General features: G+C 40.9%; 16 protein-coding genes and 2 pseudogenes. 14 read left to right on the forward strand and 4 right to left on the reverse strand.

The features are described from left to right. Positions 1-594: 594 nt before the first annotated feature. The 4 genes and pseudogenes from L3V37_RS18195 (at position 595) to L3V37_RS18210 (ending at position 3,859) form a co-directional block, all read left to right on the forward strand. On the forward strand, positions 595-1,497 hold the full coding sequence (locus L3V37_RS18195) for a homocysteine S-methyltransferase family protein (protein WP_053307308.1): 903 nt from the start codon (positions 595-597) through the stop codon (positions 1,495-1,497). Then, positions 1,484-3,019, forward strand: coding sequence for a BCCT family transporter (locus L3V37_RS18200; RefSeq protein ID WP_017634138.1), 1,536 nt, complete (start codon positions 1,484-1,486; stop codon positions 3,017-3,019). The genes L3V37_RS18195 and L3V37_RS18200 overlap by 14 nt, the downstream gene beginning before the upstream one ends. Before the next feature lie 274 nt (positions 3,020-3,293). Next, a pseudogene (locus L3V37_RS18205) lies at positions 3,294-3,576 on the forward strand (type II toxin-antitoxin system Phd/YefM family antitoxin). Further along, positions 3,573-3,859 (forward strand): annotated as a pseudogene (locus L3V37_RS18210) (type II toxin-antitoxin system RelE/ParE family toxin). Before L3V37_RS18205 ends, L3V37_RS18210 begins: the two co-directional pseudogenes overlap by 4 nt. A gap of 127 nt (positions 3,860-3,986) precedes the next feature. Here the strand turns inward: L3V37_RS18210 and L3V37_RS18215 are convergent. Together L3V37_RS18215 and L3V37_RS18220 are read right to left on the reverse strand one after the other, a co-directional pair. Then, complete coding sequence (locus L3V37_RS18215) at positions 3,987-4,304, reverse strand: CcdB family protein (RefSeq protein ID WP_017634137.1); 318 nt, start codon at positions 4,302-4,304, stop codon at positions 3,987-3,989. Further along, the gene (locus L3V37_RS18220) at positions 4,304-4,549 is read right to left on the reverse strand and encodes a type II toxin-antitoxin system CcdA family antitoxin (RefSeq protein WP_025998575.1); all 246 of its coding nucleotides are present in this window, start codon (positions 4,547-4,549) and stop codon (positions 4,304-4,306) included. Before L3V37_RS18220 ends, L3V37_RS18215 begins: the two co-directional genes overlap by 1 nt. Before the next feature lie 180 nt (positions 4,550-4,729). Here L3V37_RS18220 and L3V37_RS18225 point away from each other — a divergent pair, with 180 nt between their 5' ends. The 9 genes from L3V37_RS18225 (at position 4,730) to L3V37_RS18270 (ending at position 10,363) form a co-directional block, all read left to right on the forward strand. Then, entirely contained in the window at positions 4,730-5,071 is a 342-nt protein-coding gene (locus tag L3V37_RS18225) for a type II toxin-antitoxin system HigB family toxin (protein WP_213892697.1), read from the forward strand. After that, complete coding sequence (locus L3V37_RS18230; protein ID WP_025998577.1) at positions 5,037-5,450, forward strand: type II toxin-antitoxin system HigA family antitoxin; 414 nt, start codon at positions 5,037-5,039, stop codon at positions 5,448-5,450. The genes L3V37_RS18225 and L3V37_RS18230 overlap by 35 nt, the downstream gene beginning before the upstream one ends. A gap of 26 nt (positions 5,451-5,476) precedes the next feature. Next, positions 5,477-5,893: a hypothetical protein gene (locus tag L3V37_RS18235; RefSeq protein ID WP_054579164.1), complete on the forward strand. Its 417-nt coding sequence runs from the start codon at positions 5,477-5,479 to the stop codon at positions 5,891-5,893. 319 nt (positions 5,894-6,212) lie between these two features. Further along, entirely contained in the window at positions 6,213-6,866 is a 654-nt protein-coding gene (locus tag L3V37_RS18240; RefSeq protein WP_213892753.1) for an AbiV family abortive infection protein, read from the forward strand. 134 nt (positions 6,867-7,000) lie between these two features. Continuing rightward, positions 7,001-8,176 carry a HEPN-associated N-terminal domain-containing protein gene (locus L3V37_RS18245; RefSeq protein ID WP_225466629.1) on the forward strand — a complete coding sequence of 392 codons (1,176 nt, stop codon included), beginning with the start codon at positions 7,001-7,003 and terminating at the stop codon, positions 8,174-8,176. Positions 8,177-8,310: 134 nt separating this feature from the next. Then, the gene (locus L3V37_RS18255) at positions 8,311-8,787 is read left to right on the forward strand and encodes a GNAT family N-acetyltransferase (protein WP_213892837.1); all 477 of its coding nucleotides are present in this window, start codon (positions 8,311-8,313) and stop codon (positions 8,785-8,787) included. Between the two features lie 148 nt (positions 8,788-8,935). Beyond that, a complete protein-coding gene (locus L3V37_RS18265; protein ID WP_146441433.1) occupies positions 8,936-9,439 on the forward strand; it encodes a hypothetical protein in 504 nt (167 codons plus the stop codon). Between the two features lie 13 nt (positions 9,440-9,452). After that, a complete protein-coding gene (locus L3V37_RS24205) occupies positions 9,453-9,578 on the forward strand; it encodes a hypothetical protein (RefSeq protein WP_257969135.1) in 126 nt (41 codons plus the stop codon). 122 nt (positions 9,579-9,700) lie between these two features. Then, positions 9,701-10,363, forward strand: coding sequence for a hypothetical protein (locus L3V37_RS18270; protein ID WP_104034889.1), 663 nt, complete (start codon positions 9,701-9,703; stop codon positions 10,361-10,363). 170 nt (positions 10,364-10,533) lie between these two features. On the opposite strand, the gene L3V37_RS18280 is transcribed toward L3V37_RS18270, so the two are convergent. Then, positions 10,534-10,833, reverse strand: a complete 300-nt coding sequence (locus tag L3V37_RS18280) for a type II toxin-antitoxin system RelE/ParE family toxin (RefSeq protein WP_015296889.1) — start codon at positions 10,831-10,833, stop codon at positions 10,534-10,536. 7 nt (positions 10,834-10,840) lie between these two features. Continuing rightward, positions 10,841-11,083 carry a type II toxin-antitoxin system Phd/YefM family antitoxin gene (locus L3V37_RS18285; RefSeq protein WP_213892749.1) on the reverse strand — a complete coding sequence of 81 codons (243 nt, stop codon included), beginning with the start codon at positions 11,081-11,083 and terminating at the stop codon, positions 10,841-10,843. A 230-nt stretch (positions 11,084-11,313) separates the two neighbouring features. Here L3V37_RS18285 and L3V37_RS18295 point away from each other — a divergent pair, with 230 nt between their 5' ends. Next, on the forward strand, positions 11,314-11,967 hold the full coding sequence (locus L3V37_RS18295) for an AbiV family abortive infection protein (RefSeq protein ID WP_213892753.1): 654 nt from the start codon (positions 11,314-11,316) through the stop codon (positions 11,965-11,967). Positions 11,968-12,205: the final 238 nt, after the last annotated feature.

A 12,205-nucleotide genomic window follows, 5' to 3' on the forward strand; every position in this document is an offset into this window, starting at 1 on the left:
TCCTAGAGGCCTTTTTTCTGAGCTTTAGGCTCGTATACTTTGATGCTCTCAAGGCTTTAATATCCATAAAAATAATCAATCCTAATGGATATCTCTTGACCAGATTTTGAAGATAGCCATATAAGGATATTTAATAACATAAAATTATAAAAGTATCTCATAGCCGAAGGTGTACCAATGTATAAGTCTTATGGCATCTCGAGTTATCTTTTAGCATAACAACAATAAGACTTGATCTTAACGCCTTTGTGACCAGGACTGAAGGCTGTTGCGGTATTGACACAGGAGCGATGTAACCGCTTGGTTTTATCCTTGGTGATGGACTCTTTTATGGCGGTTAAACTCACGGCTTATTTTCTTGCCCTATGAACTAAATAGGACTGCGTCTACTTATTTCCTTTCCCAACTCATTACAGAGTGGTGCGTTGTGCTGATGGCGGAAACTCATACGTAGTCTTTGTCATTAAGACATCTGCACAGCAATTCTTCTACTCATATGAATTTTCTTCATATTAAGAGTGAGAAAATATAACTTTCACTTACATCATATTGTGATTGAATTGCCATATGGATTTTAGCAGTATGGAAGTCTAAATGATGAATCTTACAATATTGGATGGGGGCATGGGGCGCGAGCTAAAACGCATAGGCGCACCGTTTTCTCAACCTCACTGGAGTGCCCAAGCACTTATCGAATCCCCACAACATGTTACGCAAGCGCATCAGGGTTTTATTGATGCAGGAGCACAAATCATTACCGTCAACAGCTATGCCTGTGTTCCGTTTCATCTAGGTGAAGATTTGTATGCCGAGCAGGGACGCGAGCTGGCAGAGAAAGCCGCGAAAATTGCTCGTGATGTCGTGACCGTGTCACAAAAAGAAGTGCTTGTTGCCGGAGCGATACCTCCTGCCTTTGGTTCTTATAGACCTGATTTATTTGAAGAAAAGCGTGCTTACGACATCAATGTGACTCTATTTGAAGCGCAAGAGCCACATGTAGACATTTGGTTGGCGGAAACCGTTGCAAGCCTTGGTGAAGCGCGAGTGATCAGCAAAGTTCTGTCTAAAAGCGACAAGCCAGTTTACATCTCGTTCACGTTAGAAGATGAAGTCAGCGAAGTCTCGCATCTGCGCTCTGGTGAGCTTGTCACTGACGCCGTTGAGGCGCTTCTTGATACTAATGCGACCGGTATTTTTTTCAATTGCTCAATTCCTGAAGTGATTGAACAAGCGATCAAAGATGTGAATCAAGTGCTGAGACGAACAGGGAAAACGTTAACTATTGGTGTCTACGCAAACAGCTTTGCACCAATTAAAGCGAATCACCAAGCGAATGAGTCATACCAAGGGCTTAGAAACTTCTCTCCAACAGAATATCTAGAATACGCTAAAAAGTGGTATCGTTTAGGGGCGAGTATCATTGGTGGCTGTTGTGGCATTGAGCCTAGTCATATTGAAGAACTCACAGCATGGAGAGACAGCCTTGAAGAATCTTAATCTCGGACTCACCATTCCTGCGATTGGCACTGTCCTGCTCATTTTACTTGTCTCTTCGATGTTCCCTGAGCAGTCTCAAGCTATGGCGAACAACGCAATGACGTTTGTGACTGATTGGTTTGGCTGGTTGGTGCAAATCTGCAGTCTTACTCTTGTTGGCTTTCTACTGTGGTTAGCGTTTTCCAAGTACGGTGACATTCGATTAGGGGAAGGAAAGCCTGAGTATTCGAACTTCTCTTTTGGCGGTATGATCTTTACGGCTGGTGTTGGTGCATCGCTCATTTATTGGGGGATTGGAGAACCGATGTACTACCTGCAATCTCCACCGCTATTTGCCGAAGCGAACAGCTACACTGCAGCGGCGTGGTCAGTCACTTATTCAATGTTCCACTGGGGAATTACAGGGTGGGCGATCTACTGTTTCCCTGCGATTCCTTTTGCTTACGCTTTCTATGTACAAAAACGCCGTACATTGAAGCTCTCCACACTGTGTGAACCCGTATTGGGTAAGAATCCAATCGTGGGCAAATGCGTCGACCTTTTGGCCATCTTCGGAACACTCGCGGCCTTTGCTAGTTCATTAGCGTTAACCGTTACTCTGCTTAGTACAGGAGCAGCAGAGTTATTTGGGATAGATAATAATTTGTTGCTTCAAGGCTGCATCATTTTCTTGTTCGTATTGGTTTTATTCGCAGTGACGCTGGTGGGCTTCAACAAAGGCATCAGTAATGTATCCGATTACACGGTCATCACTGCGATTATCTTTGCCTTATTTGTGCTGTTTTCATCAAATGCACAATTTGTGCTGAACAACGTGACGGATTCACTCGGTGTCATGCTCGATAGTTTCTTCCGCATGTCTCTTTGGACAGACCCGGTGCAAAAGAGTGGTTTCCCTCAAGCATGGACTCAATATTATTGGTTCTGGTACTACGCGTACCTAATCATGATGGGGTTGTTTATTACGCGCATATCGAGAGGCCGCACTATCCGTGAAGTCATCTTGTATACCATCTCTATGGGCGCTCTGGGATGCGCATTCTTTATCTCAATCTTTGGGGGCTATGCGGTTTGGGCGCAGTTATTAGGTGGTTATCCCGTTCAAGAGTGGATGAGCAATGGTGGATTGACGTTTGCCGTCGTCTCGTTGATCAAAACCTTGCCAGCGAACAATGTGGTTCTTGCGGTCTTTTTGGTGATTCAGTTCTTCTTGATGTTGACTACGATGTCGAGCGCTAGCGTGGCCACCTCGATGCTGACGACGAATCAGCTGTCCCTAAACGGAGACCCAGATAACAAGGTCAAATTGATGTGGGCAGGGGCGATCGCACTTATCAGCTTTAGCGTATTCCTCACGGGTGGTGGTATCAATACCATTAAATCCTTGTGCGTGGTCGCGGGACTACCGATGATGTTTATCTACGGAATTTTGGTTAAACAACTCATGATGGAACTGAAAGGTAAGGCAGCTTCGCAAGCAGAGTCGGAAGCCTCTGTGGAAGCACAAGAACTGATTGCTTAACCTTAAATAACAAACCCTCTTCATGTTTAAATTTGAAGCGTGTTACCTTTTTCTTCGTAGAGAAATCTCAATAATGCTTATAAGATTGTGCCTGAATTTCATTACGTTAGTGAATGGGTAAAGTTAGTTAAGTTTTATTTATCTACTACTTCATGTTATTGCCTTGAAGGTTGATGAGGTATCTAAGGGTGTTATAACGCAGAATCGACTTCTTTCTCATAACGGTTAGTTGAACTACTATTTGTACATTATTTTGTACCAGATGGAGTTCAGTATGAGTCGTATTCATTTCGATCAAGACATTCAACCGTTGTCTGAGTTTCGCGCAGGTGTAGCTTCTTACATCAAACAAATCAATGAGACTCGCCGTCCATTGGTAATTACACAACGTGGCAAAGGTGTTGCTGTTGTTCTTGATGTTGCAGAGTATGAAGCAATGCAAGAAGAAAATCGAATTGCTGGAAGAAATGTGTACAGCGGAAGCTCAGTTAGCTTCAGGTCTTGGCGTTTCCAAAGATGATGCGCGTGCTCAAGTTTTGGGGCGCATTAAAAAATGAAAGTAATTTGGTCTCCATTAGCGCTTCAAAAGTTAGGCGATACAGCGGAGTTCATTTCTTTGGATAACCCATCTGCAGCAGAAAAGTGGGTCAACGAAGTTTTGATAAAAGTGAACTACTTGGCAGTATGCCTGAAGTGGGGCGCTTTGTTCCTGAAATGTCTCATACGAATTATCGTGAAATTATCTTTGGTCACTATCGTATTATCCACAGCTTAAGTCATGAAATCCGCGTACTAACAGTTCGTAATTGTCGTCAAATGCTGTCGGAATATGATGTGTAAAACTGCGTTTTAACAAAGCATTTAAGAGTGATTCCCAACGCTTGGCATTTTTAGTTTGGATCAAGTTTAGTGTTTACTGCGTCCAAGTTAAGTGTCGTGGTTGCGTGGCTCACCACTTAGCGCGGCGTTATATGCCCGTAATAAGAAAATCGATAGCAGAGATGATCTCGTCTCTAAAAGTGCTTAGATTGCTTACAGGCTCTCTTAGAATTTTGGTTGGTACACTTGCCATTTGATGCGTCAGAATTACGAAGTCACCTTCATCAATATGGATTACGGGACATAGATGACTAGGTGCTTTTTTCTCTAACAACTCAGTAGGCGTCAACGGAATAACTAACCGAGTGTTCAATGTATCCAGCAATCCACTTTGAACGTCAACAAAGTATGGGTATGCGGTTGCTGTGTTTTTATCGTTGTTTTTGTATAGCGAGAATTGTGACATTAGAATACTCGGTAAGAATCAGAAAATAGTCCATGATTTTCAGTTAGCTCGTTACAAGCATTAATGCCCTCAGCATTTTGCTTTAACCATTCAGCCTTAAGGCGTTGACGTACTTCTTTTTCAAGTGCCTTTTCCATTGTTGCCGAAAGGTTTATATTTAACCGTTTAGCCTCCGCAAGTAACTCACTGTTTAAGCTTAAGTTTGTAGCTTTCTTTGGTGCTTGCGTACTATATGCATTTCTCATAATAGTAACCTGTGCGTATTGTGTGTGCGCATAAATTATAGGCGCACACACAAGCATATAACAAGCATTTCGGACTGCTCACTCCATAAAGGCTCAATTAATCAGGTCTTTTTGTTTACATATTGTAAACTTGGTGTGAGTGTCCTATAGTGTTTACATGATGTAAACAAGAGTTAGGAAATGCACATAATTAAACGAGAGCCTTTTGAAACGGCAAAGCGACTATATCCGCAATGTGCCGAGGCACTAGACTCAACTTTCAAAACGCTAAAAGCAACAAAAGCAAAAAGACCAGAACAACTCAAACAACTTTTTCCGTCATTGGATAACTTTAAATACGTAGACAAGTGGTATGTCATCGACATTGGCGGCGGTTCATTAAGGTTAATCGCCTTTATCGAATTTACAGGTGGGAAATGCTTCGTTAAATACATCGTTACCCACGCAGAATACGACAAGATAGCAGACCAACAAAAAGGGGGTAAGCATGAACATTCAAGCTCTAAAAACCCTATCAAATGAAATTCACACAGCGATGCCTTGGTTACAAGGCATCCGTGACCATGAGCAATATCTAGAGCTTATGGAACTCATGGATACGCTAGTAGAAGACTACGAGGAAAACCATGTCTTGATTGACTTGCTATTCCCTGTACTTGAACGCTACGAGGAAGAATCAGAACACTTCCAAGAGTTTAACGCGCACATTGATAGCCTAGATACTGGTATCGCCACTCTTCGCGTTCTCATCGACCAATACCGTCTAACTCTAAGTGATTTACCTGAGATTGGTGGCAAGTCGCTAGTATCGCTAATCCTAAGCGGTAAACGCCAACTAACCGTTGGACACATTAAAGCGCTATCGGAACGTTTCGGCGTACCAAAGCATATGTTTATTTAGCAGAACACCACCAGCAAGGACACATCATGAATAAAGGCATCGACTTAGACCGCATCCTAACTACCATGAAGAGAATGAGCCCGGAAAAGCTAGAGAAAACCTTTGAAGATTTTGAACTGGTTAAGGCGAGAGCAGCCGCCAAGGAAGCCGACGAACAGGCAAAAGAATCTGGTATCGAGCGCATCACGTTGTTCTTTGTTGGTGGTCAAACTGCCCTACTGGCTAAGCCAAACTCTATGACGCAAGCTTGGCTATTTAATCTGTACGGCAATGGCACGATCACCATTCCAGAGGAAGCTATGGTTAACTTTGAGGTAAGAAGTCATTTTGGCGAACTGCATCGCTTTTCTATGGAGTATAACGAGCTGACTTACTGGAACGACTTGATTGATAGCAAGATGGCCCAAGAGCTTGCAGAGTTTCTTGAGTTACCAATGGTGTGAGTAGAATAAAGTTTCGTTACTAAGTAATAAGGACTCATAACGATTAAAATATCACACCAAAAAGGCAGCGATCATGTCGATACACTGCCTTTTCCAAAACATTTATGCTCTATTGTTGGTTAGCACTGGCGCTAATTAACTTCATTTAGATAAGAGTTTTCCTTACCTATATAGCTATCCGTCATTTTGCAATCTAATACCCAGCGCCTTTCATTAACCTATTGATTACCAATTGAACTGTAATTGGAAAGATTGCATGATATGAGTATGAAAGACAGCTAAAACCCGTATAGAAAGCGTTAGTTGCTACGAGGATAAAATGAAGAAAAATAGTGGCATTTCAAAGTACAAATTGAATAAACTGGCGACGGAGTCACTAAGAAATGTTGTGAGGTTACACTTTGATTCAGTGCTTCTTTACGACAATGGGTCATTCCCATCTGCATTTCAGTTATCTGTCTTAGCGATTGAAGAACTATCGAAAGCTAACTGGATTGACCATTATATATGGAGCAGTGAAACTAACTCTGGTTATCCTGATGCGGAAAGTGAGCATGAGTGGCTCAAATTATTATATCTGCACCCTAAGAAGCAGTGGAACTTTGTAGCACGAGACCCACAGTTCTTTTCTCCAAATTTCATTGAGCTAATCAAAACTAGAAAACTTGAAGAGAAAAAACAAAACTCGATTTACGTCGGTTTGAAACGACTAAAAGGAAAAATCGACGTAGAAAGCCGAGTCTCAACTCCATGGAAGATCAAACAAGATGATGCCAAGCAAGTCATCTCAATGGTAAACGCAGAGTTGTTAAGGTATTGCCAACGGATTGAAAGTGATGAGTTTTACTTCGAGGGTGCTCGTGAAATGGACGAAGTGCTAAATTATCAAATTTACTCACAATTATTAGCCTGGCCGCATAAAAGTGGCTTAATGAATGATAGTTGGGTTAGTAAAAATCAGAAACGCAACTAACAAAGCATTTAAGAGTGATTCGCAACGCGTGGCATTTTTACTATGCGTTGGTTTTGGTGTTTTAGGTGGTATGCGGCGGCATTTGTATTGCGTTGCTCACACCTTAACAGGGCGTTAGCAATCAGGAGGAAAATGTGGGATACCATTCAGAATTAATGATTTCAATGTGGGAGTCACCACAACTCAGTGGGCTTGACAAAAATGTATGTGCTGACTGTGTTGTAGATGAATCGTTGGCTAGTATAGTCACGGCTAATTTAAGCTCAAATTCATGTTCCTATTGCGGTGAAGAAAATGAAGAAGGTGAATTAATTGCTGCTCCATATGATTTGATCATGGAGCGCGTGTATGAATCAATATTCCAATATTACGCAGATGCACAAGATGTGGACATGCCATGGGTTGAAAAAGAGTGGTTAATGTCAGAAACCAATATATGGGATGTTATGGGAGAATTTGATCCAGGCTGGAGTGGTGAGCTTTGTGAGGACTTGATTGACAGCTCTGATGCAAGCCTTTATCTGGTTGAACATGTCAAAAATGACTGGTCTGTTGATAGTCCCTCATCTGCATTATCATATGGTTGGTCGGCATTTAAGGACCAAGTGTTATATAAGACACGGTATTTATTTTTGTCTGAACCAGAAGATGAATTTTCCTCCGGTAGACCTGATTACATTCCAATTTCAAGTATGCTTGATGCTCTCGGAGCTCTTTGTAATACAGAAGAACTTGTTACTACGATTCCTGCTGAAACCGAATTCTATCGCGTTAGAGTGAACCAACAAGATGAAGAGTTTACGGACTTTTCTGATATTGGCGTACCCCCTGAAGGAAAAGCTAGCGCTGGTCGGATGAATCCAGCCGGTATTTCATATTTTTATGTCGCCTATGATCAGGAGACCGCTGAAAAAGAAGTTATTACAGACGCAACAGAATGGTCAATCGCAAAGTTTAAATTGCTGAAGGACATCAAGGTAATCGATTTTGTCGATCTACCAAAAACACCAAGTGTTTTTGAACCTGAAAAGTATGATGCTAGGCAGAATTTATCGTTCCTCCGCGCGTTTGTGAAAGAGTTAACTTTGCCAGTATCAAAAGATGGTCGAGAGCATGTTGAATATGTGCCAACCCAAATCATATCTGAATATTTTAGATTTAGATTCAAAACAAAAGATGACCAACCTATTTTGGGGTTGCGTTACCGAAGCGTGAAGAATCCAGAGGGGATAAATATAGCAGTGTTTGACTCAAATAATGAGTCACTGAACAAGTGGTTTGAGCTGCTGTCTATCGAAAAAAATTGCTAACAAACTGTTTAAGAGTGATTCGCAACGCGTGGCATTTTTACTATGCGTTGGTTTTAGTGTTTAAGGTGGTATGCGGTAGCATCGGTATTGCGTTGCTCACACCTTAACAGGGCGTTATACGATTAAGGAGAAAAATGAAGCCTGATTTACACGGAAGTAGGGTTGTTTTGAGGTCAATTCAAATGGATGATTCTGATGACTTGTTTGAAATTTATGGTGATATTCAAACAATAGAATTTGCCTCAGATCCGGTTTTTCCATCGAAAGATACGATATTTCAGATGTTGGAAAGCGTCGTCCAATTAGAAAAGTTGGGTGAATCGTTGGAATGGGCAGTTTTAGAGCAATCGACCAACAAAGTTATCGGAACTTGTGGTTTACATAGTTTTAGTGATTGTGGTCATTCATGTGAGGTTGGATGCTTACTTAATTCATCATATTGGCGACAAGGCTATATGTCGGAAGCCCTCAGTTTGTTATTTTCTCACGCAAAATCTTTGGGTATTGAAATATTGTATGCAGACATTGATAAAGGTAACTTTCGGTCTAAAGCTCTGTTTGAAAAATTAGGTTTCAAAGCCCAAAATGGTCAGTTTCAGCGCTCGTTGTGAGAAATCGTATAACAAATTGTTCAAGAGGGATTCGCAACGCGTGGCATTTTCACTATGCGTTGATTTTAGTGATTAAGGCGTTATGCGGCGGCATCAGTATTGCGTTGCTCACCCCTTAACAAGGCGTTATAAGAAATAGGATAATTTCGTGGGTGATTCAGTTTCAACAGAGCTAGCTTACAATTACGCGAAGATGGCACTTGATCAAGAGCTAAAACGCTTTGATTCATTAGATAGTAAAGCTAATAAATTTCTTGGCTTAATATCGGTTGTCCTTGGGGTTCTAGTGAGTGTAATCGGATGGGGTTTTGAAAAGTTTTTCCCTCCAGTAACAAGCCTGCAATGTCTGATAGTTTTTTTATTGTTTTTGATTATCCTTAACTTATCCCTTGCATGGCACTATTTGTTTAAGTCGATAAAAATATCTGACTTTCCTACTTTGAGGCTTGACCAAAATGTTTCCTCACAGCTTTGTACCTTCGAGGAAGAAAATATCAGAACGATAATTATCTCTTATCAACAACTACTCGAAGTACACAAAAATGTAATGCTACTCAAGGAAAAGTATGTTGAAAAAGCATATAAAAATATTTCATATGGGGCAGGAATTACACTAATTGCTCTATTCTTTATCATGGTATCTCAACTCTAATTGGAAAGTACAAATGGCAAATGACAACAAGCAACAAGAACAACGCCCAGAACCTTCAAAGCAAGACAACGGTACTGGTTTTGGTGTGGATTGGTCGAAGAAATCTGAAGATGATAAAACATCAGAAAAACGTGGCTAATTTCTTATAACAAAGCATTTAAGAGTGATTCGCAACGCTTGGCAGTTTCGCTTCGCTCAAGTATAGCCAAGCGTCGCTCACACCTTAATGCGGCGTTATAACGCAATGGAGAGATAAGCGAGTTGTTCAAGTTTTTTGAAAGTGATCGTTACATTATGTGGGTATGTGTAGTTGCCATATTTTTGAGTGGCTCTGCATTCTCTTTAGTTTTCTTAGGCACTGATTTATTGGCAGTGTTAGGTGCATTGGCGAATGTCGCAACTATCTTTGGTACATTGTTTGCGGTAACAGCATTTCTGCGTTGGAAACGAGATCGGCATGCCAACGAGATGCATGATCAACTTATGGAGTTAGCAAAAGCAGTAAGTAATAGCAATGGGCTACTTTATCTAATTCCCATTTCACTTAATCAGAAAAGTAGGGAACGGTTCTCTGGGGCTGCACGTCAGATATTAGATACTTATTATCAACTGTCTTCATTTGAACGAAGCTTGTTCCTTTACACAACAAAGCGTGAACTTACTTTTTCAAGTTTAGGTTGTCCATATACAGCAAAAACACTTGATCACTTTTCAAAACTTATCGGCTTAATTTCTATGCGAGAACAACGCGAAATTGGGGAGCAAGCCGACTATGTAGTTGAGTGGTATGATGCAGTGCTTTCAACAGATAAAGATAAACAGTTTATTGATCAACATATTAAAACATTGACTAATCAACTACCGCATTTACATACAGTTGCACACGAGCTTAAATCTATAGATGTGTCAAAAATTGCGTTATAACAAATTGTTCAAGAGTGATTCGGCACGCGTGGCATTTTTACTATGCGTTGGTTTTAGTGATTAAGGTGGTATGCGGGAGCTTCGGCATTGCGTGCTTCACCCCTTAACTGGGCGTTAGTTTGCATGGATAAACTCTCACCCCAGTTATTATTTCTAGGGTGAAAGTCGTGTTATTTCAGATGATTCTGGGGTAGCTGTGATTGACCTAAAACAGCAACGACTAAGATAAAGTCATCTTCTTTGGTGAAATAAGCTGTGTGTTTTCCAATCGGAAAATAAAAGCCATTTGGGTATATCTCGTCACAACTTCTTCCTAAACCTGGATTATCAGCTAGCATCTGAAACCCCGATAGCAAAGTGTCTTTATAGTTGCGCCACTGTAATTCAGAAAAGTTTTCAACAGTGTAGTTTTTGACCTTGCGCAAGTGAGATTGTGCTAAGTTACTTAGCTTGTATTTGTTCTTTTGCATAAGTGAGTTACAGCGAATTTAGAAAGCTTTCACCATCAACAGTGTTTCCATAGTTCAAGTCTTCTTTAGCTGACTTAAAGCAGTGTTTGAGGTACTCAACTTTCATAGCTTCTAGCTCTTCAAAGTCACGAATGGACATGACAACGACAGTATCTTTACTGTTTTTGCTGATTTTTACTGGCTCGCGTTGTGCGCTCAGAAGTAGTTCGCCGAAATTTCGTTTGGCATCATTGGCTGTTAATGTATGCATGGTCAGTTCCCAATTGAGTGTACAGTTAGATTATAATGTATCGCATGAAATGTTCAATTTAATTAAATCGTGCGATTTGTGCGAAATGCAAACTAACAAACTGTTCAAGAGGGATTCGCAACGCGTGGCATTTTTACTATGCGTTGGTTTTAGTGGTTAAGGTGGTATGCAGAGGCATCGGTATTGCGTCGCTCACCCCTTAACAGGGCGTTAGTTGCTACGAGGATAAAATGAAGAAAAATAGTGGCATTTCAAAGTACAAATTGAATAAACTGGCGACGGAGTCACTAAGAAATGTTGTGAGGTTACACTTTGATTCAGTGCTTCTTTACGACAATGGGTCATTCCCATCTGCATTTCAGTTATCTGTCTTAGCGATTGAAGAACTATCGAAAGCTAACTGGATTGACCATTATATATGGAGCAGTGAAACTAACTCTGGTTATCCTGATGCGGAAAGTGAGCATGAGTGGCTCAAATTATTATATCTGCACCCTAAGAAGCAGTGGAACTTTGTAGCACGAGACCCACAGTTCTTTTCTCCAAATTTCATTGAGCTAATCAAAACTAGAAAACTTGAAGAGAAAAAACAAAACTCGATTTACGTCGGTTTGAAACGACTAAAAGGAAAAATCGACGTAGAAAGCCGAGTCTCAACTCCATGGAAGATCAAACAAGATGATGCCAAGCAAGTCATCTCAATGGTAAACGCAGAGTTGTTAAGGTATTGCCAACGGATTGAAAGTGATGAGTTTTACTTCGAGGGTGCTCGTGAAATGGACGAAGTGCTAAATTATCAAATTTACTCACAATTATTAGCCTGGCCGCATAAAAGTGGCTTAATGAATGATAGTTGGGTTAGTAAAAATCAGAAACGCAACTAACAAAGCATTTAAGAGTGATTCGCAACGCGTGGCATTTTTACTATGCGTTGGTTTTGGTGTTTTAGGTGGTATGCGGCGGCATTTGTATTGCGTTGCTCACACCTTAACAGGGCGTTAGCTTTCTAGAGGTTGATCACATAGATACCGATGATAAATAGGTCATTATTTCTTCTGATTGTATTAATTACTTTCGTCTATTTATCAACGGAATGAGAGCAATGAATAACGTCAGTCGTTT

This window comes from Vibrio sp. D54 (assembly GCF_021728075.1).
GTDB lineage: Bacteria > Pseudomonadota > Gammaproteobacteria > Enterobacterales > Vibrionaceae > Vibrio > Vibrio alginolyticus.